Below are 21,811 nucleotides of genomic sequence, written 5' to 3' on the forward strand. Positions count from 1 at the left end.
TCTCCTTGGTTCTGCCGCCAACTCGTGGCGGACGTGGGGGTCTGGCCTACGCCTCTGCGGCGTCGGCCGTCTGCGTCTCGGACTCGTCCGCGGCATCGGCCGCAGGACGCGCCTTGGACGCAGCACGCTGTGCATTCGCCTCGGCCTTGGCCTCGGACTTGTTCTTGAGAGGGGCGATCACCATGACCATGTTGCGACCGTCGATGGTGGGGTTGTGCTCGACCGTGCCGAACTCGGCGACGTCTTCGGCGAAGCGGCGGAGGAGGCGCACGCCCATCTCGGGGCGCGACTGCTCGCGGCCGCGGAAGAGGATCATCGCCTTGACCTTGTCGCCGGTCTTCAGGAAGCCGATCGCGCGCTTCATCTTGGTCTCGTAGTCGTGCTTGTCGATCTTGAGACGGAACCGGACCTCTTTGAGGATCGTGTTCGCCTGGTTGCGCCGGGCCTCTTTCGCCTTCTGCGCAGCCTCGTACTTGAACTTGCCGTAATCCATGATCTTGGCGACCGGCGGCTTGGAGTTCGGTGCGACCTCGACGAGGTCGAGATCGGCTTCCTGCGCGAGCCGCAGGGCCACCTCGATCTTCACGACGCCGACCTGCTCTCCGCCAGGACCCACGAGGCGGACCTCGGGAACGCGGATACGGTCATTGGTACGGGGATCGCTGATGCGGGTACTCCTCTACTCAAGCTTCTTCACTCGACGGGAGACCGGATGCCGCCCATCGTTCGAGAGCGAAGATCCACGCACGCCGCACGGAATCACACCGTGCTGCTCTGCGGCCCCCTGACTGCCTCGCGGCCCTTGCGGGCGATGAGGCGGAGGGCAATCAACCCGGTAACCTTGATGAAGCGGTCAGCGCGGGTGGGAGAATCTCCACTTTCGTTGCCGGAACGAATCCCGGCACACCGAGGCATAGCCCCGGACCGAACGAGTCTAGCAGAGGATGTCTGTGAGCAACAATTCAGGCGAGCCCACCCCGACCCACGACCAGGCGGGCGAGCACGACGCGTCGCATGGCGCGGTCGACGACGCGACCCGCGACATCGCGGAGGTGCCCGCCGTCGAGATCATCACGACCGCGTCGGTGCACCTCATGAGCGCGGCGGCGGTGAAGGTCGGCCTCGCCGACGACCCCGAGCAGCAGATCGACCTCGACGAGGCGCGCAAGCTCATCAACGCCCTCGCGGGCCTCATCACGGCCGGTGCGCCCGAGATCAGCGACATGCACGCGCGTTCGCTGCGCGACGGGCTCCGCTCGCTCCAGCTCGCGTTCCGCGAGGCGTCCGTCATTCCCGACCCGATCGGCCAGGGCCCTGGCGAGAAGTGGACCGGCCCGGTCAACTGATCGCGGTTCGGGCGGCGCGGGCCCCGCGGCATCCGCTGCTCGCCGGGCTCCGGCTCAGCGCTGGCAGTTCGGACACCAGAACGTGACCCGCTCCTCGAGGTCGGTCGGGCCGAGCCGGCCGCGCTCGATGCGAGTGTCGCAGCGCCGGCACGGCTCCCCCGCGCGCCCGTAGACCCACAGCCGCTGTCCGCGCCGATCGACGCCCGTGGTCACTCGGGCGATGCGGTCGCGGTTCGCGACGATGAGCCGACGACCGAGGTCGACCGCGGCCTCGACGTCGGCCACCTCGCCGACCGGTCGCTGCGGGCGGATGCCGCGGAGGAAGCACAGCTCGTTGACGTAGACGTTGCCGAGCCCGGCGAGGTTGCGCTGATCGAGCAGGGCCACGGCGATCGGCGTCTCGGCTGCCGCGATGACACGCGCGACCGCCTCGCCGGCATGCCAGTCGGGCCCGAGAAGATCTGGGCCGAGATGCCCGACGGCCTCGTCTTCGGCGGTTCGCGGGATCACCTCGAGCAGGCCGAGCTCGAATCCGACCGCGACCGATCGCGGCGTCTCGAGCACGGCACGGGCGAGATGCGCCGGCCGGTTCCACCGCTCCCCCGGCCGGAACACCCGCCAGCTGCCCTCCATCTTGAGGTGGGAGTGGATCGTGGTTTCGCCGACCCGGATCAGCAGATGCTTTCCCCGCGAGGCGACCTCGTCGACCGTGCGACCGCTGAGGTCGAGTGTTGCGAACGCCGGCACGCGGAAGTCGGTGCGGGTGAGGGACTCGCCCTCGAGCGCCCCGCGCAGACGCACGGCGGTCTGGAAGACGGTGTCACCCTCTGGCATCGTCACCCTCTGGCATCGTCAGCCCCCGGCATCGTCAGCCCCTGCAATCGTCAGCCCCTGGCATCGAGCCGGAGTCCCTTCGGCGTCTCGCCGAACCCGGCCGCCTTCAGCGCCGCACCGAGCGGCGAGCCGAGCACGAACGCGGCGTTGACGGTCTCGACCGCGAGGCGCCGGACGCGTCCCGTGCGCACGAGCGCCGCGATGGCTTCGGCCGCCCTCGCGAGCACGGCCTCGTCGTCGACGTAGGCGAGCATCGTCTTGCCGCCGCGCTCGACGTAGAGCACGAGGTGCCCGTCGACGAGCACGACGATGGCGCCGGCCTTGCGCGCGGCCCGGTGCGAGCTCGCGCCCGGCGGCTCGGGCCATGGGAGCGCAGCGCCGTACGCGTTCGCCGGATCGGTCGCCGCGAGCGCGAGCATCGACGGCTCGGCGGCGGACGCGCCGGCGCCGCTGCCGGCACCGACGCCGTCGGCCCGGTCGGCGCGGTCGGCGTACCCGCGCAGGCGGTCGACCGCCCCCGGGCCGGCGAACTGTGCGGCGCCGAGCCGCTCGACGAAGTAGCCGCGACGTGAGCGACCCGAGTCCTCGAAGCCGCGGAGCGTGCGATAGACGAGGGCGAAGCCGCCGACCACGCCCTCGGCGACCGCCGTGCCGCGGGTGACCACGCCGTACCGATCGAGCAGGGTCTCGCCGAGCGCGTGCGCACGCCGGGTGGCGTCGTCGTCGGGCACGGGAAGGATCGACCACCGCCCCGCGACCGAGGGCGGGCCCGATCGCAGCACGGCCGACGATGCGCGGGGCAATGCCGCCCGGCCCCGCATCATGCGCGATCTCGGAGTGGATCGCTGGGCCTTGTGCGCACTGCGCCCCCCGGCCAGCAGGGCCCGAACCGGGGCGAAGGTGTCGTTCGTGACGAGGCCTGCCCACACGAGCCCCCAGAGCGCCTCGACGAGTTCGTCATCGGTGACCGGCTGCTCGAGCTCGCCGAACCGACCGATGGCGTCGGAGAGCTGCCGGAAGAAGAACGCACCGCCGGAGCCGAGGGCGACGAGCACCTCGCGCTGGAGCGGCATCGTCTCGACGCCGATGGGCGGGTCGAGGGTGAGCGGTGCGGAATCGCTGAGGTGCAGGGTGATCCACCCGTCGTCGCCCGCCAACGACGCAGACCCCGACCAGACGACCTCGCCGGTCGCCATCAGCTCGTCGAGCATGGCCGGGCTGTAGTCGGCGACCCGCGCGGGCAGCACGAGCGATTCCCAGGCGGAGGCCGGGATGCGCGCTCCCTCGAGCTGTTCGACCGCGGAGAGCACGCCGTCGATGCCGCGCAACGGCCGGCCGACATGCTGCCACTCGGGCAGGAACCGCGCGTAGGCGAGCTGGGGCACGGGTTCGACCTCGTGGCGGAGCGCGGCGAGCGAGCGCCGGCGAAGCCGCCGCAGCACCTCGGCGTCGCACCATTCGGTGGAGGTGCCGTTGGGCCGGAACTCCCCCTCGACGACCCGTCGCTCGTCGGCGAGGCGGCGCAGCGCGGCCTTCGCGACCGCGACGCCGATGCCGAACCGCGCGGCGACCTCGTCGGCGGCGAACGGCCCGTGGGTGCGTGCGTATCGCCCGACGAGGTCGCCGAGCGGGTCGCCGACGTGCTCGGCGAACGCGACGGCGACGCCCGGCGGCACGGGGACGCCGAGCGCATCGCGGAGTCGCCCGACGTCTTCGACCGCGGCGAGGTGGGCTCTGCCGGCGAACGTGAGCCGCACCGCACGCCGGGCGGCGATGAGCTCCTCGGCCGCCGTGGCCGGGTCGGTGCCCTCGGCGACCCGCGCGGCCAGCTCGTCGTCGGTGAGCGGTCCGAGCAGCCGCAGGAGGTCGGCGACGCCCTCGACGCCGCGCGCCTTCCAGTCGTCGGCCAGGCGCTGCAACTCGCGCTCGGTCGTCTCGATGACGCCGGGGTCGAGGAGCTCTCGCAGCTCGACCCGTCCGAGCAGCTCGCCGAGCAGCGTCGCATCGATCGCGAGCGCAGCGGCACGGCGCTCGGCGAGCGGTGAATCGCCCTCGTACATGAACGCGCCGACGTAGCCGAAGAGCAGCGAACTCGCGAACGGGCTGGGCACCTCGGTCGTCGTCTCGACGAGGCGGACCCGCCGGGCGGCGACGTCACGGGAGAGCTCGACGAGCGCGGGCACGTCGTAGACGTCTTGGAGCACCTCGCGCAGCGTCTCGAGGATGATCGGGAAGGTCGGGAACGCACTCGCGACCTCGAGCAGCTGCGCCGATCGCTGGCGCTGCTGCCACAACGGCGAACGCCGCCCCGGCTGGTAGTTCGGCAGGAGCAGGGCGCGCGCCGCGCATTCGCGGAATCGGCTCGCGAAGAGCGCGGAGCCGCCGACCTCGTCGGTCACGAGCTGTTCGAGCTCATCGGCCTCGAAGACGAAGAGGTCGGCACCGGGCGGGTCGACCCCGGTGTCGGGGATGCGCACGATGATGCCGTCGTCGGCGGCGACGGCCGCACCGTCGACGCCGTGCCGCTCACGCACCCGTGCAGCCACGGCGAGCGCCCACGGCGCGTGCACCGGCATGCCGAACGGCGAGTGCAGGATGACCCGCCAGTCGCCGAGCTCGTCGCGCGTGCGTTCGACGACGAGCGTGCGGTCGGAGGGCACATGCCCCGTGGCCTTCGCCTGGTCTGCGAGGAAGGCGATGAGGTTGTTCGCCGCGAACGCGTCGAGGCCCGCCTCGGTGATGCGCGTGCGCGCGTCGGACTCGGGCGCCGCCGCCACCTCGCGCATGAACGCGCCGAGGGCACGGCCGAGCTCGGCGGGGCGGCCGAGGCCGTCGCCCTTCCAGAAGGGCACACGGCCGGGCTGGCCGAACGCCGGCACGACGTTGACCCGGTCGAACGTGATCTCCTGGATGCGCCAGCTCGTGGCGCCGAGGGCGAACACGTCGCCGACGCGCGACTCGTAGACCATCTCTTCGTCGAGCTCGCCGACGCGCCGCCCGCCGGCCTCGTCGCCCACGAGGAAGACCCCGAACATGCCGCGGTCGGGGATGGTGCCGCCGCTCGTGACGGCGAGCCGCTGGGCGCCCGGGCGGCCGACGAGCGTGCCCGCCTCACGGTCCCACACGACGCGCGGCCGCAGCTCGCCGAACCGATCGGACGGATACCGCCCGGCGAGCAGGTCGAGGGTGGCCTCGTAGGCCGAACGCGGCAGGCTCCCGAAGGGAGCCGAACGCCGCACCGCGTCGAACCAGCCGTCGACGTCGAGGGGTTCGAGCGCCGCCGCGGCGATGGTCTGCTGCGCGAGGATGTCGAGCGGGTTCGCGGGCACGCGCATGGTCTCGATGGCGCCGGCGAGCATGCGCTCGCTCGTGACGGCAGCGTGCACGAGGTCGGCGCGCTGCTTCGGGAAGATCACGCCGCGGGACACCTCGCCCACCTGGTGCCCGGCCCGGCCCAGACGTTGCAGCCCGCTCGAGACCGACGGCGGCGACTCGACCTGCACCACGAGGTCGACGGCGCCCATGTCGATGCCGAGCTCGAGGCTCGAGGTCGCCACGACGCAGCGGAGGCGGCCGCTCTTCAGGTCGTCTTCGATCTCGGCGCGCTGTTCTTTGCTGACCGACCCGTGGTGGGCGCGCGCGAGCAACGGCGGTGCGCCCGAGGTCTGCCCCGATTGCGCCATCACGGCGGCCGGCGGGCCGCTCGCGGTCGCCGCCACGACGAGCGCCTCGCGTTCGGATGCCTCGAGCGAGAGCTCGTTGAGCCGCGCCGTCAGCCGCTCGGCGAGGCGCCTCGAGTTCGCGAACACGATGGACGAGCGATGCGCGAGCACCTGGTCGAGGATCGCCTCTTCGACATGCGGCCAGATCGACCCGGTCGCATCGTCGCTCGCGGGCAGTTGCGCCATGTCTTCGACCGGCACCACCACGCGCAGGTCGAAGCGCTTCTCGCTCGGCGGTGCGACGATCTCGACGGGGGCGCTCGCACAGAGGAAGCGCGCCACCTCTTCGACCGGGCGGACGGTGGCCGAGAGGCCGATGCGCTGGGCGGGCTTCGGCAGCAGCGCGTCGAGCCGCTCGAGCGAGAGTGCCAGGTGCGCCCCGCGCTTGGTCGCCGCGACGGCGTGGATCTCGTCGACGATGACCGTCTCGACGGTGCGGAGCGTGTCGCGCGCCTGCGAGGTGAGCATGAGGAAGAGCGACTCGGGCGTCGTGATGAGGATGTCGGGCGGCGTGCGCAGCAGCGCGCGGCGGTCGGACGCCGGCGTGTCGCCCGACCGTACGCCCACGCTGACATGCGGCGGCTCGACACCGAGTCGCTCGGAGACGCGCGCGATGCCCGTGAGCGGTGCCCGGAGGTTGCGTTCGACGTCGACGCCGAGCGCCTTCAGCGGCGAGAGGTACAAGACACGGGTCCCGGGTTCGGCCGGCGGCGGCTCCGCGTGCAGCCGGTCGATCGCGGAGAGGAATGCGGAGAGCGTCTTGCCCGAGCCGGTCGGCGCCACGACGAGGGCGTGCGCGCCGCGCCCGATGGCCTGCCACGCGGCATCCTGAACCGCGGTGGGCGCGCGGAACGACTCCGCGAACCAGGTTCGCGTGGCTTCGGAGAAGGCGTCGAGCGCGACCACCCCTCCATCCTGCCGCCACCGACCGACATCCGGGCAGGATGCTCGCAACCGCACGGGAGGTGCGAGCTCAGGCGAGCGCCCGGCGCACGGCCTCGAGGGCCGTCTCGACGGCCGCGGCATCCGTCGACCGGTTGCTGACCGAGAAGCGCAGCACCTCTCGGCCGCGCCAGCGCGAGGGGTGCGCCAGCGCCGCGCCGTCGGCGTCGAGCGCCCGCGCCACCGCGGCGACGTCGTGCCCGTCGAGCGCCGCGCACACCTGGGTGAAGCAGACCTCGTTCATCACCTCGACGCCCGGCATGGACCGCAGCCCGTCGGCCAGGGCGGTCGCCGCGGCCGCGAGCCCGTCGACCAGCTCGACGACGCCCTCGCGCCCCAGCACCCGCAGCGCGGCGTACGTCGGCACGCCCCGCGCACGCCGCGAGAGCTCGAGCACCCGATCGGCCGGGTCGATGCCCGACGCGGCCGCCGGCAGGTAGGCGGCGTGCATCGTCATCGCCGCCACGAGATGCGCGGGCTCGGCCACCGCGACGATGCCGGCGTCGTACGGCACGTTCAACGTCTTGTGCGCGTCGGTCGCCCACGAGTCGCCGAGCTCGACGCCCGCGACGAGGTGGCGCAACCGCGGGCTCGCCGCCGCCCACAGGCCGAACGCGCCGTCCACGTGCACCCAGGCGCCCGCGGCACGGGCGATGGCGACGGATGCCGCGAACGGGTCGGATGCCCCGGAGTGGATGTTGCCCGCCTGGAGGCACACGATCGCGGGGCCCTCCCCTGCGGCGAGCGCGGCCTCGAGCGCCTCGGGACGGATGCGGCCCTCGGCGTCGGACGCCACGTCGGTCGGCCGCCCCAGGCCGAGCACGCGCAGCGCCACGTCCACCGACGGATGGTGCTCGTCGCCCGCGATCACCCGGATGCGCGGCGCGCCCTGGATGCCGTGGACGGCGTCGTCCCACCCGACGCGGTCGAGCACGGCGTGGCGCGCCGCCGCGAGTGCCACGAGGTTCGCGGTGGTCGCGCCGGTCGTGAATCCCGCGACGGTGCCGCCCGGCAGGCCGAGCAGGTCGCAGATCCAGTCCGCGGCGAGTTCCTCTGCGGCGTTCACGCCCGGGGTCACCTCGCGGAGGGCGGCATTCTGGTCCCACGCGCTCACGAGCCAGTCCGCCGCGAGCGCGGCGGGCGCCGTGCCGCCGATGACCCAGCCGAAGAAGCGGGCCGACTGCATCGCCATCAGACCAGGCTCGACGGCCTCGGCGAGGGCTTCGACGACCTCGGCGGCATCGGAACCCGCGACGGGCAGATCGCGCCCGAGCGCATCCTTCACGGACTCGATGCCCGTGCGCGGCACGATCTCGCGCGAAGCGAGCCCTTCGAGCCAGGTGCCCGCGATGCGCGCGGCGGCCTCGAGCGGCGCACGGAACTCGTCTTCGGATTCGGATGCTGCGCCCATGCGGTCCCCCGCACGTGAGTCTGCACCCGTGAACGAGGCGCGGCAACCCTCGGCGACGAGGATGGCGGGTCGAACGCCGGCCGGGCGGGCGGGCCCGCGTCAGGCCGAGGCCGGCGCGGCCCGGAGGCGCACCTTGAGCGAGTCGACGCCCGTGGCGATCACGTCATCGGCCGCCCAGCGCTGCGCGAGTCGCCCGAGCACGATGTCGAGCTCTGAACGTTCGAGCCCCGCCACCAACGAGAGCTCGACGATGAGTTCTGGGCCCGCGAGCCGTGCGTCGGGATCGCCCGCCTCGAGCTCGAAGCCGAGCACCGCGAGCTCGGTCGACACGGATCGAGCGAACGCCATGCGCACCTCGGCCGATTCGAACGACGGATGCCACGACTGGGACTGGGCGACGGACCAGACCGCGGGGCGGCGCAGCACGAACTCCGTCGGCGATCCGGGGTCGAGCACCACGAGATCAGTGCCGTCGTCGGCCGCCGCGAGCGCGACCCGGATGCCGTCGGCCGGCACCGGCCGTGCGACCGGGTTCCACCGCGACATCGCGTCGACCGAGGCGAACACGGGCAGCACCCGGCGCCCGTCCGGGCCCTCGACCGTCACGATCGACAGCTCCTGGCTCTTCTCGATCGCGAGCCCGTGCTCACCGATCTCGGTGCCGCCGTCGCCGAGCTCGGCGAGCAGCGGGATGAGCAGCCGGGATCCGCCGAATGCGGCGACGACGTCGGCCTGGCTTCCGTCACCGTCGCGGAATGCCGTGAGCGCCGCAGCGAGCGCCTGCGGAGCCCGTCCGTCGTCGGCCGCGTGCGGGTTCGGGGCGAGCGATCGGCCGGCCCAAGGAACGCCGGCCGAATCGGTCGATCCGCCGGGGTCGGCGTGGTGGTCGTGCACCCGACCCGCGGCGCCGCCGGTCGCACGCCCGCCCGCGGCATCCGCAGGTCTGGGCGGATCGACCGGTTCGACGCCGTCGCCGGACTCAGTGGGACGCGACATCCAGCGCCTCGGGCAGCGTGAACGCGCCCGCGTAGAGGGCCTTGCCCACGATCGCGCCCTCGAGGCCGAGCGGCACGAGTTCGCGGAGGGCGACGATGTCGTCGAGGTTCGAGATGCCGCCGGATGCCACGACCGGACGGTGCGTGCGGTCCATGACCTGGCGCAGCAGGTCGAGGTTGGGGCCCTGCAGCGTGCCGTCCTTCGTGACGTCGGTGACGACGTAGCGCGCGGCGCCGGCCTCTTCGAGGCGGTCCATGACCTGCCACAGGTCGCCGCCGTCCTTCGTCCAGCCGCGGGCGGCGAGCGTCGTGCCGCGCACGTCGAGGCCGACCGCGATGGCCTCGCCGTACTGGGCGATGACCGAGGCGGCCCACTCGGGGTTCTCGAGCGCCGCGGTGCCGAGGTTGATGCGCTTGGCGCCGATCTCGAGCGCGTGCTCGAGCGAGGCGTCGTCGCGGATGCCGCCCGAGAGCTCGACGTTCACGCGGCCGCGCACCTGGCGGATCGCCTTCTTGAGGATGGAACCGTTCGAGCCACGGCCGAACGCCGCGTCGAGGTCGACGAGGTGGATCCACTCGGCGCCCTGGTCGGCCCAGTCGACCGCCGCGTCGATCGGGTCGCCGTAGTTGGTCTCGGTACCGGCTTCGCCCTTGGTCAGGCGAACGGCCTTGCCGCCCGCCACGTCGACCGCGGGAAGCAGCACGAGGCGGGGGGTCTTGTTGAACTCACTCATCACTGTCCTAGGAGAATTTCAGACGCCGCAGAACCGCGGCATCGGCACAGTCACAGCATCCTAGTCGCCGGTCGGCGTGGCGCTCGGATCGTGTGACGCGTCGGGTCGCTCACTCGAGCGAGCGGATCCAGTTCGAGAGCAGGCGGATGCCGGCGTCGGCCGACTTCTCGGGGTGGAACTGGGTGGCCGACAGCGGTCCGTTCTCGACCGCGGCGAGGAACGGGCCGCCGTGCTCGGCCCACGTGAGCCGGGGCTTCGGGAACGGCGGCATGACGTCGAGGGTCCACTGCTGCGCCGCGAACGAGTGCACGAAGTAGAACCGCTCGTCGGCGATGCCGTCGAAGAGCACGGAACCCTCGTCGGGCCGCACCGTGTTCCACCCCATGTGCGGCAGCACCTCGGCCGGGAGCTCGGTGACGGTGCCCGGCCACTCGCCGAGGCCCTCGGTGTCGTTGCCGCGCTCGACGCCGTGCTCGAAGAGCACCTGCATGCCCACGCAGATGCCGAGCACGTGCCGGCCGCCGGCCAGCCGCCGGTCGATGATCTCGTCGCCGCGCACCGCCTCGAGCTGCTCGACGACGGCCTTGAACGCGCCCACGCCGGGCACGAGCAGTCCATCGGCCTCGAGCGCCGCCGTGCGATCGGACGTGACCTCGACCTCTGCGCCGGCACGCTCGAGTGCCTTGGCCGCGGAGTGCACGTTGCCCGAGCCGTAGTCGAGCACCACGACGCGCCGCGTACGGGTCACAGGGCGCCCTTGGTCGACGGGATGCCCGACACCAGCGGATCGAACGCCTTCGCCTGGCGGAACGCCCGTGCGAACGCCTTGAACTCGGCCTCGGCGATGTGGTGCGCGTCGCGCCCGCCGAGCACGTTCACGTGCACCGTGAGGCCGGCGTTGAACGTGATCGCCTCGAAGACGTGACGCACCATCGACCCCGTGAAGTGGCCGCCGATGAGGTGGTACTCGAAGCCGGCCGGCTCGCCCGTGTGCACGAGGTACGGACGCCCCGAGATATCGACCACGGCCTGCACGAGCGCCTCGTCGAGCGGCACGAGGGCGTCGCCGTAGCGCGAGATGCCGCGCTTGTCGCCGAGCGCCTGGCGGATCGCCTGACCGAGCACGATGCCCACGTCTTCGACCGTGTGGTGCACGTCGATGTGCGTGTCGCCCGTGGCCCGCACGGTGAGGTCGGTGAGGGAGTGCTTCGCGAACGCCGTGAGCAGGTGGTCGTAGAACGGCACCGAGGTCTCGATGTCGCTCGCACCGGTGCCGTCGAGGTCGATCGAGAGATCGATGCTCGACTCGCTCGTCTCGCGCTGCACCCGCGCCGTGCGCGGCGCGTTCGAAGTGGTCATGCGTCCATCCTATTCACGGCGCCGTTGCCGGCGTTCGAGCCTGGATCGGCCGCCACGTTCGGCGCGAACTCGGCGATCGCCTCGAGGAACGCCGTGGTCTCGGTCTCGGTGCCCGCCGTCACGCGCAGGCACCCCGGCAGGCCGATGTCTCGGATGAGGATGCCTCGTGCGAGCAGCGCCTCGAAGACGCCGTGGGGGTCATCGACACCGCCGAAGAGCACGAAGTTCGCGCCGCTGCGGTACGGGTGGAACCCGAGCCGCCCGAGCTCGTCGACGATGCGTTCGCGCTGGCCGCGGATGTCGTCGACCATCGCGAGCATCTCGTCGCTGTGCGAGAGGGCCGCCAGCGCGGCCGCCTGCGTGAGCGCGGAGAGGTGGTACGGCAGTCGCACGAGGCGGAGCGCATCGACGACCGCCGGGTCGGCGGCGAGGTAGCCGACCCTCGCGCCCGCGAAGGCGAACGCCTTGCTCATCGTGCGCGACACGATGAGCCGAGGGCGGCCCTCGAGCAGGTCGAGGGCGCTCGGCGTGCCCGGATCGGCGAACTCGTGATAGGCCTCGTCGACCACCACGATGCCTCGCGCGGCATCGACGACGGCGGTGATCGTCTCGTGCGGGAGCGGCGTGCCCGTGGGGTTGTTCGGCGAGCAGAGCAGCACGATGTCGGGGTCGTGCTCGCGGATGGCCGCGACCGCGGTTTCGGGGCTCAGCTCGAACTCGGCGTCACGGCCGCCCTCGACCCAGCCGGTGCCGGTGCCCGCGGAGAGCAGCCCGTACATCGAGTACGTCGGCGCGAAGCCGAGCGCCGTGCGCCCCGGACCGCCGAAGGCCTGCAGCACATGCTGCAGCACTTCGTTCGAACCGTTGGCGGCCCAGATCTGGTCGGCGTCGAGGCCGTGACCGAGGTAGCAGGCGAATGCCGCCCGGAGTTCGGAGAATTCGCGGTCGGGATACCGGTTCAGGTGGAGGATGGCGGCCGCGACACGAGCGACGATGTCGTGGGCGACGGCCTCGGGAATCGGATGCGTGTTCTCGTTGACGTTGAGCGCGACGGGGACCGCCTTCTGCGGGGCTCCGTACGGGCTTCGGCCGCGAAGGTCATCGCGGATGGGCAGGTCGTCGAGAGTGGTCACCCGATCAATGCTAGCGAGCAGGCCGCATCGCCCGTCACCGTCGCGACACCGGGCGAAACCGCCTACGGCGCGACCGGCAGCGCGAGTCGCTGGCCGGGCTGGACGGTCGAACTCTCGAGCCCGTTGAGGCGCATGATCTCGTCGATGATCTCTCGCGGATCGCTGGCGGGAGCGATCGACTCGGCGATGCGCCAGAGCGATTCGCCATCGGCGACGGTGAGGTAGGAGAGGCCCACGTTCGACGGCCCATCGACGTCGGCCGCGGCTCCCCCGCTGCCGAGCACGATTGAGATGGCGAACACCGCGACCGGGATCGCGGCGAGCGTGGTCAGCACGACCCGCCCACGCCGGGTGAGGCGGAGCCGGCTGCGTACGGCACCGCTGAGGGCGTACGCATCGAACCCGCCGGAGACGGAGTTGCCGGCGTACGAACCGCCGCCCATCACGGCACCGCCCACTACGGCACTGCCCGAAACAGCTTCGACCATCACTGCGCTCATCTCGCACCTCCTGTAGCGAGTCGCATCCGGCCCTCGGCCGGGAGGACCGGATGCGAAACTCTGTTCCGAATATATCTTCGAACTTCGAACATCGCAAGGATCTCGTTCGAATGGAATTCGACGCCGGATCTCACGACACACTCGAACGGATGTTTGCCGCACCAGTGCGGGGCGGATACAGTTTCGAATGTCCGAGGACATTCGAACAGACACCACCGACATCCGTTCGGTGCATCAACCCAGAGGAGCGACGATGAGCACCGAACTCGACGACCAGCGCGAGTCCGGCCGCAGCCGACGCCGCAAGAGCCTCAGCGCGAAGCAGATCTCGATCCTCGAGGCGATCCAGCGGTCGGTCGCCGACCGCGGCTACCCGCCGAGCATGCGCGAGATCGGCGATGCGGTGGGGTTGTCCTCACTGTCGAGCGTCACCCATCAGCTCAATCAGCTCGAGCTCGCCGGCTACCTCCGGCGCGACCCGAACCGGCCCCGTGCCCTCGAGGTGCTCATCGAGCTCCCCGGTCTCGACACCCGGGCGCCGTCCGTCGGCGACCCGACCCCGGTCGGCGACGCCGCGATGGTCCCGCTCGTCGGCCGCATCGCCGCGGGTGTGCCCATCACGGCCGAGCAGCAGATCGACGAGGTCTTCCCGCTGCCGAGGCAACTCGTCGGCAAGGGCGAGCTGTTCATGCTGAAGGTCGTCGGCGACTCCATGATCGATGCGGCGATCTGCGACGGCGACTGGGTCGTCGTGCGCTCGCAGCGCACCGCGGAGAACGGCGAGATCGTCGCGGCCATGCTCGACGGCGAGGCGACCGTCAAGGTGTTCCGGCAGCGCGACGGACACACGTGGCTGCTCCCGCGCAACAGTGCGTTCGAGCCCATCCTCGGCGACGCCGCCGAGGTGCTCGGCAAGATCGTCGCGGTGCTCAGGTCGGTCTGAGCCGGGAGCTCTGAGCCGGTCGGTCTGAGCCGGTCGGTCCCGAGTGGGCCGGCCCGAGCCGATCACGCGGCCACTCCGAAACCGCGAACGGCGGGCGACACCCGATGCGTCGCCCGCCGTTCTTCGGGGTGAAGGTGCTAGACCGCGGCCGGCTCCCGACCGGCGAGTGCACGCACCTCGTTCGTCGCGGCGACGAGGTTCTCGAGCGAGGCCACGGTCTCGTCGTACCCACGCGTCTTCAGGCCGCAGTCGGGGTTGACCCAGAGCCGAGTCGCCGGGATCTCGCCGACCGCGCGCTCGAGCAGCGCGGTGACCTCCTCGACGCTCGGCACGCGCGGCGAGTGGATGTCGTAGACGCCCGGCCCGATGCCGTGGTCGAACCCGCTCGTCGCGAGGTCGTCGACGACCTCCATGCGGCTGCGGGCGGCTTCGATCGAGGTGACATCCGCGTCGAGGTTCTTGATCGCGTCGATCACGACGCCGAACTCCGAGTAGCAGAGGTGCGTGTGCACCTGAGTCGCGGATGCCGCTCCCGCCGTCGCGAGGCGGAACGAGCCGACCGACCAGTCGAGGTACGCCGGCTGGTCGGCGCGCTTCAGCGGCAGGAGCTCGCGCAGCGCGGGCTCGTCGACCTGGATGATGCGGATGCCGGCCGACTCGAGGTCGGTGATCTCGTCCCTCAGGGCGAGCGCGACCTGGCGCGCCGTGTCGCCGAGCGGCTGGTCGTCGCGCACGAACGACCAGGCGAGGATCGTCACCGGGCCGGTGAGCATGCCCTTGACGGGCTTCTCGCTGAGCGACTGCGCGTACGCCGACCACTCGACCGTCATCGGCTCGGGCCGCGAGACGTCGCCCCAGAGGATCGACGGACGCGTGCACCGCGAACCGTACGACTGCACCCAGCCGTTCACCGTCACGGCGAAGCCGTCGAGGAGCTCGGCGAAGTACTGCACCATGTCGTTGCGCTCGGGTTCGCCGTGCACGAGCACGTCGAGGCCGATGCGCTCCTGCAGCCGGATGACGCGTTCGATCTCCTCGCGCATCTGCGCGGTGTACGCCTCGGCCGACAGGGCGCCGCTCACGAGGCCCGCCCGGGCGCGCCGGATCTCGCCGGTCTGCGGGAACGACCCGATGGTCGTGGTGGGCAGCTCCGGCAGGTCGAGCGAGGCCTGCGCCGCGACCCGCTCGTCGTACGAGTCGCGCGAGAAGTCGCGGTCGCCGAGCGCCGAGAGTCGGTCGCGCACGGCCGGCACGCGCACGCCGGGTGCGCCCGCGCGATCGGCCAGGGCTGCGGATGCCTCGTCGAGATCACCCTCGATGGCGCCACGCCCCTCGGCGAGGCCGCGCGCGAGCACGGCGACCTGGGCCACCTTCTGGTCGGCGAAGGCGAGCCAGCTCGCGAGTCGGGGGTCGAGGTGGGGCTCGTCGGCGACGTCGTGCGGCACGTGCAGCAGCGAGGTCGAGGTGGAGACCGCGACCGAGCCCGAGAGCGCCTGGACCGCCTCGACGCGCGCGAATGCCGCGGCGAGGTCGCCGCGCCAGATGTTGTGGCCGTCGACGACGCCGGCGACGAGCGTCTTGGCCGCGAGCGACTCGGCGGTCGCGGGGTCGAGCGCGTCGGGCAGGGCACCGCGCACGAGGTCGAGCCCGATGGCCTCGACGGGCGTGGCCGCCAGGGCGGGCAGTGCCTCGTCGAGCGAGCCGTACGGCGCGGCGACGAAGATCGACGGCCGCGCCGAGACAGCGCCGAGCACGTCGTAGGTCGCGCCGATCGCGCCGAGAATGCGCGCGCGGGACTCGTCGAGGCTCTCGCTGACGAGGGCGGGCTCGTCGAGCTGCACCCACTCGGCCCCGGCCTCGGCGAGACGCTCGAGGAGCTGCGCGTAGACGGGCACGAGGTCGTCGAGGCGATCGAGCGGACGGAATCCGTCCGGCGCGTCATCCGCCGCCTTCGCGAGTGCGAGGAACGTGATCGGTCCGACGATGACGGGACGCGTGAGGTAGCCGGCGGCGCGCGCCTCGACGAAGCTCGCGAGAATGCGCTCGGCGTGCAGCGAGAAGGCGGTCGTCGGCGAGATCTCGGGCACGAGGTAGTGGTAGTTCGAGTCGAACCACTTCGTCATCTCGAGCGGCGCGTGCTCGCCCTGGCCGCGCGCGATCGTGAAGAGCCCGGCGAGGTCGACGCTGCCCTCGTCGTCGACGAGATGGGCGAACCGGGCGGGAACGGCGCCAACGGCCACCGCCGCGTCGAGCACCTGGTCGTAGAACGAGAACGACTCGGGGATCGACGAGTCCTCGCGCCCGAGGCCGAGGCCCGCGAGACGGTCGCGCGTGGCGGCCCGGAGCTCCGCCGCGGCGGTCTCGAGCTCATCGGCGTCGATGCGTCCGGCCCAGAAGGCCTCGACGGCGCGCTTGAGTTCTCGGCGGCGTCCGATGCGCGGATAGCCGATGATCGTTCCGGTGGGGAAGGTGCGTGCGGTCATCGTCTCGTGACGTTCCTCTCGTTGGCGGTCTTGGGTGCGTCGGCGGTCTTGGGCGCGTCGGCGGTCGTGGTCTTCGGCGTCAGCCCGAGTCGGTCGATGAGCTCGAGCACGGCCTCGTGGCGGTTGTACGTGTAGAGGTGCAGCCCCGGCGCGCCGCCGGCGAGCACCTCGGCAGCGAGCTCGGCCGCGAAGGTGATGCCGATGTCGGTCTGGCCGGTGGCATCCGGTTCGATCTCGAGCGCGATCGAGTACTCGGCGGGCGGCTCGACGCCGGTGAGCTCGGTGAGCTTCGCCAGCCTCGCCGGGGTCGTCGTCGGCATGATGCCGGGCAGGATCGGAATGGTCACGCCGGCGGCCCTGGCGCGCTCGACGAACGTCAGGTAGTCATCGGCGAGCCAGAACAACTGGGTGATCGCGAGGTTCGCGCCGGCGACCTCCTTCGCGAGCAGCACGTCGACGTCACGCGAGGGGTCCTTGGACCGAGGATGTCCGGTCGGGAACGCGGCCACGGCGACGCGGGTGCGATCGGCTCGCGCATGGATGCGCCGCGCTCCCGGATTGCCCGGAACCGCGACCTGGGCGAACGGCTCGCGCTCCTGCTGCACCCGGTGGATGAGCTGCACCAGCTCGGCCGCCGTCGCCAGGTCGCCGAGCGAGGCGTCCTGCTCGGCGCCGGCCGGCGGGTCGCCCCTGAGCGCGAGGAAGCTGCGGATGCCGGCATCGAGGAACCGTCGCACGAGATCGTTGGCCTCGGCGTGAGAGGAACCGACGCAGGTGAGGTGCGCCATCGGCTCGACGTCGGTGTTCTCGAGGATGTACCGGAGCACCGTCAGCGAACGGTCGCGCGACGAGCCTCCGGCGCCGAACGTGACCGAGATGAACGCCGGATCGACCTGCGCCAGGCGGTCGATGGTGCGCCCGAGCGCGATCGCCGCGGCATCCGTGCGCGGTGGGTAGAGCTCGAACGACAGCGGCGTCGCGGAGCCACCGCCCGTTGCGTTCGTCTCGTCGCCGTGCTGCACCATGCTCTGCTCCCCGGTGGACACCGTGGGGCGGGGCGGGCACACAGGCCGCGTACCCCGGCCGTCACGGCTGGTGGTCTCGCGGGCGGGTGCCGGGCTCGGCTGTCGCTCCAAGTGCCGGACGTCTGGCCCGGCACGTTTCGATCAAGATCAGACCATACGCGGATGTCGCGGCATTCCGCCACGGGTTGCGACGTTCTTCGACGCAGAACGTCATCGAACGTCGGGCGAGTCTCACGCGAACCGACCCACCGGCGTCGGAGCCCGACGGGCCCGACTGCGTCAGGACGCGGCGGCGGCCGCCGAGAAGACGTCGAGCTGGGCGGCCTGCTCGGGTGAGACGAGCGCCCGCACCCTCGTGCCGCCCTCGTCGTACTCGACCGACAGCACCCGGGCCGACTCGTGCAGCGTCGACACGACGTCGCCGCGATCGTAGGGCACGAGCAGGTCGATCTCGACCGACGGGTCGGGCAGCATGCGCGTGATCGCGGCGAGCACCTCGTCGACGCCCTCGCCCGTGCGTGCGGAGGCGAAGACCGCATCGGGGGCGAGCCCGCGCAGCACGAGACGCTCTTCGGGGCCGACGAGGTCGGCCTTGTTGAACACGATCAGCTCGGGGATGCTGCGCGCACCGACGTCGCCGATGACGTCGCGAACGGTCGCGATCTGCCCGGCGGGGTCGGGGTGGGCGGCGTCGACGACGTGCACGATCAGGTCGGCGTCGCCGACCTCTTCGAGCGTCGAACGGAACGCCTCGACCAGCTGATGCGGCAGGTTGCGCACGAACCCGACCGTGTCGGCGATCGTGTAGACGCGGCCGTCGGCGGTCGTGTTGCGCCGCACGGTCGCGTCGAGGGTCGCGAACAGCGCGTTCTCGACGAGCAGCCCCGCACCTGTGATGCGGTTGAGCAGGCTCGACTTGCCCGCATTCGTATAGCCGGCGATGGCAACGGAGGGCACCGCGTTGCGGCGCCGGTTGGCGCGCTTCGCATCGCGTGCGGGCTTCATGCCCACGATCTGCTTGCGCAGCTTCGCCATGCGCGAGTGGATGCGGCGGCGATCGAGCTCGATCTTCGTCTCACCGGGGCCGCGGGAGCCCATGCCGGCACCCGCGCCGCCGACCTGGCCACCGGCCTGGCGGGACATCGACTCACCCCAGCCGCGCAGTCGCGGCAGCAGGTACTCGAGCTGCGCGAGCTCGACCTGGGCCTTGCCCTCGCGGCTCTTCGCGTGCTGGCTGAAGATGTCGAGGATGACGGCCGTGCGGTCGATGACCTTGACCTTGACCACGTCTTCGAGCGCACGCCGTTGGCTCGGGGCGAGCTCGGTGTCGGCGATGACGGTGTCGGCGCCGACCGCCGCGACCACGTGGCGCAGTTCTTCGGCCTTGCCTCGGCCGAGGTAGGTGCTGGGATCGGGATGCGGCCTGCGCTGCAGGAGTCCGTCGAGCACGCGCGCACCGGCCGTCTCGGCCAGGGCCGCGAGCTCGCGCATCGAGTTCTCGGCGTCGTCTTGGGAGCCCTGCGAGTACACGCCGATGAGCACGACGTTCTCGAGCCGCAGCTGCCGGTACTCGACCTCGGTGACGTCTTCGAGCTCGGTCGAGAGCCCCGCCACGCGTCGCAGCGCGGCGCGGTCTTCGCGCTCGAACTGGTCGCCGTCGGTCGTGGACCGGCTCGAGGCATCCGCTCGCATGATGGCGGTCGCCTCGCCCGCGCCGAAGCGCGCCACGTTCGCGGACGGTTCCGCGTTGCGCAGCACCCGGTCGACGGCGTCGTCGGTGGGGCGGTCTTCGGCTTCGTTCATTCTCTCAACCCTACTTCGCTCTCGGTCTTCGGTCGGTCGTGATCTGCGGATGGGCTGTGCGGGGGACGTGCATCGCGGTGCGCTACCGTGCTGGGATGGGCTCCGACCACTACTTCTCCGCCTCCCCCCGCAGCGATTCGCGCACCCGGACGATCCGCGTGCACCTCGCCGGGCGAGACGTCGATCTCGTGACCGCGGCCGGCGTGTTCAGCCCCGAGCACCTCGACCAGGGCACCTCGGTGCTCCTGGACACCGTGCCCGCTGCACCCGCCACGGGCCACCTGCTCGACCTCGGCGCCGGCTGGGGCCCCATCGGCCTCGCGCTCGCGCTGCAGTCTCCGGATGCCACGGTGTGGGCCGTCGACGTCAACGAACGCGCCCTCGACCTGGTGCGTGCGAACGCGGCCCGCCTCGGCCTCGTGAATGTCAACGCCGTGCTGCCCTCGGATGTTCCCGACGACATCCGGTTCGCGACGATCTGGTCGAACCCGCCGATCCGCGTCGGCAAGCAGGAACTGCACGCGATGCTCTCGACGTGGCTGCCGCGCCTCGACGAGGACGCGACCGCCTGGCTCGTCGTCGCCAAGCACCTCGGCGCGGAATCGCTGCAGCGGTGGCTCGGCGACGAGCTCGGCCTCGAGGTCGAGCGCGCGGAGACCTCGAAGGGCTTCCGCGTGCTCGCCGCGGGCCGTCCGCTCGGCTGACGACCTGATCGCGACGTACCGCGGCTCGCGCTCACCTGAGCGCGAGCGAGCTGGAGCGCACGCTCAGGCGAGCGCGAGCACCCCGTCGAACACGAGCTCGGCCGGACCCGAGAGCGTCACATGCTCGCCGTCGGGGCCCTCGAACATGCGCACGCCGACGAGGCCGCCGGGAACCTGCACCCGCCACTCGTTCGGTGCGCCCGCGCCCGCCCAGTGCCGCACGGCGAGCGCCGATGCGACGGCGCCGGTGCCGCAGGAGAGCGTCTCGCCGGAGCCCCGTTCGTGGACGCGCATGCGGATGCGGCCGATGCCGGCCTCGACGAGCGGCTCGGCCGGCACCACGAACTCGACGTTCGCCCCCGCGGCGGGCGCCGGGTCGAGGATCGGGAGGTAGCCGAGGTCGAGGCCCGCGAGTTCGTCATCGTCGGCGAGGGCCACGACGACATGCGGGTTGCCGACGTCGATGCCGAGCCCCGGCCGGGCGACCGGAAGACCCTTGGCGCGCACGAGCGGGTCAGCCCCGTCGAGACGCCAGGTGCCCATGTCGACCTCGAAGCCGTGCTCGGAACGGCTCACCCGGCGAATGCCCGCTCGAGTGCCGATGGCGATCGACTCTGCGGCGGCGAGGTCGACGAGGCCCTGATCGAGCAGGAACCGCGTGAACACCCGGACCCCGTTGCCGCACATCTCGGATTCCGAGCCGTCGGCGTTCCAGTAGTCCATGAACCAGACGGCCTCGGGGTCTTCGGCCACCGTGGCGGCGCCCGCGGCGAGGTTCGTCGAGCGCACGGCGCGGATGAACCCGTCGGCACCGACGCCGAAATGCCGATCGCAGACGGCGGCGATCTGGGTCGGCGTCAGCTCGGTGTCACCGTCGGGGTCGGCGAACAGCACGAAGTCGTTGCCGGTGCCGTGGCCCTTGGTGAAGCGGAGGTCGAAGGACATCTGCTCAGTCTATGGCGGACTGCCGGGCCAACTCCCGGTCGCGCGCGGCGACGTCGGCGGCGTCGATCTCGACCGCATCGCGGTAGCGCCGGAACCATCCGACCTGCCGTCTGGCGTAGGTGCGCGTGAGCTGCTGGGTCTCGGCGACGGCCTCGGCCCGCGCCATGCGCCCCTCGATCTCGGCGAGCGCCTGGGCGTACCCGATGGCCCGCCGGGCCGTCACGCCGCGTTCGATGCCCCGCGGGATCAGGGCGCGCACCTCGTCGACGAGGCCGTCGTCGAACATGCGGGCGGCGCGGGCGTCGAGGCGCGCGACCAGATCGGCGCGCTCGCTGCGCAGGTGCACGATGCGGTGCGCACGCCACGACACCGGCTCGTCGGGCAGGCGCGCGGCCTTCGGCTCGCCCGTGAGCTCGATCACCTCGAGCGCCCGCACGATGCGCCGCCCGTTCGCCGGGTCGACGGCGCGTGCCGTCTCGGCGTCGATCTCACGCAGGCGCGCGTGCAGCAGGCCGGGGCCCAGTTGGGCGAGGTCGTCCTCGAGCCGCGCTCGCACCGCGGCATCGGTTCCCGGGAACCGGAAGTCGTGGATCACCGACGACACGTACAGCCCCGAGCCGCCCACGAGCAGCGCGACGTCGCCGCGCTCGAGGATCCGGTCGATCGCCTGCCGTGCGTCGCGCTGGTAGGCGGCGACGGATGCCTCGTCGGTGACCTCGAGCACGTCGAGCAGGTGATGCGGCACGCCGCGCCGCTCGGCGGGCGAGAGCTTGGCCGTGCCGATGTCCATGCCCCGATAGAGCTGCATGGCGTCGGCGTTGACCACCTCGGCCGTTCGGCCCGTTCGTCCGAGGGATTCGGCGAGGTCGAGTGCGAAGTCGGACTTGCCGGTGCCGGTGGCGCCGACGATCGCGATGAGCATGCGCGTTGTC

The 21,811-nt window shown here is 71.9% G+C and carries 18 protein-coding genes; 3 read left to right on the forward strand and 15 right to left on the reverse strand.

Annotated elements, in window-relative coordinates; translation table 11 throughout:
• Positions 1-46: 46 nt before the first annotated feature.
• Complete coding sequence (gene infC, locus AC3IPY_RS11945; protein ID WP_489188322.1) at positions 47-667, reverse strand: translation initiation factor IF-3; 621 nt, start codon at positions 665-667, stop codon at positions 47-49.
• A 277-nt stretch (positions 668-944) separates the two neighbouring features.
• On the opposite strand from infC, the gene AC3IPY_RS11950 reads away from it, so the two are divergent.
• Complete coding sequence (locus AC3IPY_RS11950; protein WP_489184496.1) at positions 945-1,346, forward strand: DUF1844 domain-containing protein; 402 nt, start codon at positions 945-947, stop codon at positions 1,344-1,346.
• A 54-nt stretch (positions 1,347-1,400) separates the two neighbouring features.
• Here the strand turns inward: AC3IPY_RS11950 and AC3IPY_RS11955 are convergent, their stop codons facing one another.
• From AC3IPY_RS11955 to AC3IPY_RS11995, 9 genes are all read right to left on the reverse strand, one after another.
• Positions 1,401-2,180 carry a DNA-formamidopyrimidine glycosylase family protein gene (locus tag AC3IPY_RS11955; protein ID WP_489184497.1) on the reverse strand — a complete coding sequence of 260 codons (780 nt, stop codon included), beginning with the start codon at positions 2,178-2,180 and terminating at the stop codon, positions 1,401-1,403.
• Between the two features lie 50 nt (positions 2,181-2,230).
• Positions 2,231-6,808 carry an ATP-dependent helicase gene (locus tag AC3IPY_RS11960; protein ID WP_489184498.1) on the reverse strand — a complete coding sequence of 1,526 codons (4,578 nt, stop codon included), beginning with the start codon at positions 6,806-6,808 and terminating at the stop codon, positions 2,231-2,233.
• Between the two features lie 67 nt (positions 6,809-6,875).
• Complete coding sequence (locus tag AC3IPY_RS11965; protein ID WP_489184499.1) at positions 6,876-8,255, reverse strand: pyridoxal phosphate-dependent decarboxylase family protein; 1,380 nt, start codon at positions 8,253-8,255, stop codon at positions 6,876-6,878.
• 99 nt (positions 8,256-8,354) lie between these two features.
• On the reverse strand, positions 8,355-9,251 hold the full coding sequence (locus tag AC3IPY_RS11970; RefSeq protein WP_489184500.1) for an SseB family protein: 897 nt from the start codon (positions 9,249-9,251) through the stop codon (positions 8,355-8,357).
• The gene (gene priA, locus AC3IPY_RS11975) at positions 9,235-9,984 is read right to left on the reverse strand and encodes a bifunctional 1-(5-phosphoribosyl)-5-((5-phosphoribosylamino)methylideneamino)imidazole-4-carboxamide isomerase/phosphoribosylanthranilate isomerase PriA (protein WP_489184501.1); all 750 of its coding nucleotides are present in this window, start codon (positions 9,982-9,984) and stop codon (positions 9,235-9,237) included. The genes AC3IPY_RS11970 and priA overlap by 17 nt, the downstream gene beginning before the upstream one ends.
• Positions 9,985-10,093: 109 nt before the next feature.
• Complete coding sequence (gene hisH / locus AC3IPY_RS11980; protein ID WP_489184502.1) at positions 10,094-10,732, reverse strand: imidazole glycerol phosphate synthase subunit HisH; 639 nt, start codon at positions 10,730-10,732, stop codon at positions 10,094-10,096.
• Positions 10,729-11,343 carry an imidazoleglycerol-phosphate dehydratase HisB gene (gene hisB / locus AC3IPY_RS11985; protein WP_489184503.1) on the reverse strand — a complete coding sequence of 205 codons (615 nt, stop codon included), beginning with the start codon at positions 11,341-11,343 and terminating at the stop codon, positions 10,729-10,731. Before hisB ends, hisH begins: the two co-directional genes overlap by 4 nt.
• Positions 11,340-12,476: a histidinol-phosphate transaminase gene (locus AC3IPY_RS11990; protein WP_489184504.1), complete on the reverse strand. Its 1,137-nt coding sequence runs from the start codon at positions 12,474-12,476 to the stop codon at positions 11,340-11,342. The genes hisB and AC3IPY_RS11990 overlap by 4 nt, the downstream gene beginning before the upstream one ends.
• Positions 12,477-12,538: 62 nt before the next feature.
• A complete protein-coding gene (locus tag AC3IPY_RS11995; protein WP_489184505.1) occupies positions 12,539-12,976 on the reverse strand; it encodes a LysM peptidoglycan-binding domain-containing protein in 438 nt (145 codons plus the stop codon).
• Between the two features lie 253 nt (positions 12,977-13,229).
• On the opposite strand from AC3IPY_RS11995, the gene lexA reads away from it, so the two are divergent.
• Positions 13,230-13,919, forward strand: a complete 690-nt coding sequence (lexA, locus tag AC3IPY_RS12000) for a transcriptional repressor LexA (RefSeq protein ID WP_489184506.1) — start codon at positions 13,230-13,232, stop codon at positions 13,917-13,919.
• A gap of 137 nt (positions 13,920-14,056) precedes the next feature.
• Here lexA and metE read toward each other — a convergent pair whose 3' ends face one another.
• The 3 genes from metE to hflX all read right to left on the reverse strand — a co-directional run bounded on the left by metE (position 14,057) and on the right by hflX (position 19,230).
• Entirely contained in the window at positions 14,057-16,402 is a 2,346-nt protein-coding gene (gene metE / locus AC3IPY_RS12005; RefSeq protein WP_489184507.1) for a 5-methyltetrahydropteroyltriglutamate--homocysteine S-methyltransferase, read from the reverse strand.
• Positions 16,399-17,427 carry a methylenetetrahydrofolate reductase gene (locus tag AC3IPY_RS12010; protein WP_489184508.1) on the reverse strand — a complete coding sequence of 343 codons (1,029 nt, stop codon included), beginning with the start codon at positions 17,425-17,427 and terminating at the stop codon, positions 16,399-16,401. Before AC3IPY_RS12010 ends, metE begins: the two co-directional genes overlap by 4 nt.
• A 279-nt stretch (positions 17,428-17,706) precedes the next feature.
• Positions 17,707-19,230: a GTPase HflX gene (hflX, locus tag AC3IPY_RS12015; protein ID WP_489184509.1), complete on the reverse strand. Its 1,524-nt coding sequence runs from the start codon at positions 19,228-19,230 to the stop codon at positions 17,707-17,709.
• 95 nt (positions 19,231-19,325) lie between these two features.
• Between hflX and AC3IPY_RS12020 the strand changes: the two genes are divergently transcribed.
• A complete protein-coding gene (locus AC3IPY_RS12020) occupies positions 19,326-19,934 on the forward strand; it encodes a class I SAM-dependent methyltransferase (protein ID WP_489184510.1) in 609 nt (202 codons plus the stop codon).
• Positions 19,935-19,997: 63 nt separating this feature from the next.
• Here the strand turns inward: AC3IPY_RS12020 and dapF are convergent, their stop codons facing one another.
• Complete coding sequence (gene dapF, locus AC3IPY_RS12025; protein WP_489184511.1) at positions 19,998-20,879, reverse strand: diaminopimelate epimerase; 882 nt, start codon at positions 20,877-20,879, stop codon at positions 19,998-20,000.
• A 4-nt stretch (positions 20,880-20,883) separates the two neighbouring features.
• Positions 20,884-21,801: a tRNA (adenosine(37)-N6)-dimethylallyltransferase MiaA gene (gene miaA, locus AC3IPY_RS12030; RefSeq protein ID WP_489184512.1), complete on the reverse strand. Its 918-nt coding sequence runs from the start codon at positions 21,799-21,801 to the stop codon at positions 20,884-20,886.
• Positions 21,802-21,811: the final 10 nt, after the last annotated feature.

The organism is Agromyces sp. GL_144 (assembly GCF_057834305.1).

Bases quoted from the DNA above. Each gene is read 5' to 3' on its own strand.
- AC3IPY_RS11950 (WP_489184496.1), top strand. From the start codon at position 945: ATGTCTGTGAGCAACAATTCAGGCGAGCCCACCCCGACCCACGACCAG.
- AC3IPY_RS11955 (WP_489184497.1), bottom strand. From the start codon at position 2,180: ATGCCAGAGGGTGACACCGTCTTCCAGACCGCCGTGCGTCTGCGCGGG.
- AC3IPY_RS11965 (WP_489184499.1), bottom strand. From the start codon at position 8,255: ATGGGCGCAGCATCCGAATCCGAAGACGAGTTCCGTGCGCCGCTCGAG.
- AC3IPY_RS11970 (WP_489184500.1), bottom strand. From the start codon at position 9,251: ATGTCGCGTCCCACTGAGTCCGGCGACGGCGTCGAACCGGTCGATCCG.
- priA (WP_489184501.1), bottom strand. From the start codon at position 9,984: ATGAGTGAGTTCAACAAGACCCCCCGCCTCGTGCTGCTTCCCGCGGTC.
- hisB (WP_489184503.1), bottom strand. From the start codon at position 11,343: ATGACCACTTCGAACGCGCCGCGCACGGCGCGGGTGCAGCGCGAGACG.
- AC3IPY_RS11995 (WP_489184505.1), bottom strand. From the start codon at position 12,976: ATGAGCGCAGTGATGGTCGAAGCTGTTTCGGGCAGTGCCGTAGTGGGC.
- lexA (WP_489184506.1), top strand. From the start codon at position 13,230: ATGAGCACCGAACTCGACGACCAGCGCGAGTCCGGCCGCAGCCGACGC.
- metE (WP_489184507.1), bottom strand. From the start codon at position 16,402: ATGACCGCACGCACCTTCCCCACCGGAACGATCATCGGCTATCCGCGC.
- AC3IPY_RS12010 (WP_489184508.1), bottom strand. From the start codon at position 17,427: ATGGTGCAGCACGGCGACGAGACGAACGCAACGGGCGGTGGCTCCGCG.
- hflX (WP_489184509.1), bottom strand. From the start codon at position 19,230: ATGAACGAAGCCGAAGACCGCCCCACCGACGACGCCGTCGACCGGGTG.
- AC3IPY_RS12020 (WP_489184510.1), top strand. From the start codon at position 19,326: ATGGGCTCCGACCACTACTTCTCCGCCTCCCCCCGCAGCGATTCGCGC.
- dapF (WP_489184511.1), bottom strand. From the start codon at position 20,879: ATGTCCTTCGACCTCCGCTTCACCAAGGGCCACGGCACCGGCAACGAC.
- miaA (WP_489184512.1), bottom strand. From the start codon at position 21,801: ATGCTCATCGCGATCGTCGGCGCCACCGGCACCGGCAAGTCCGACTTC.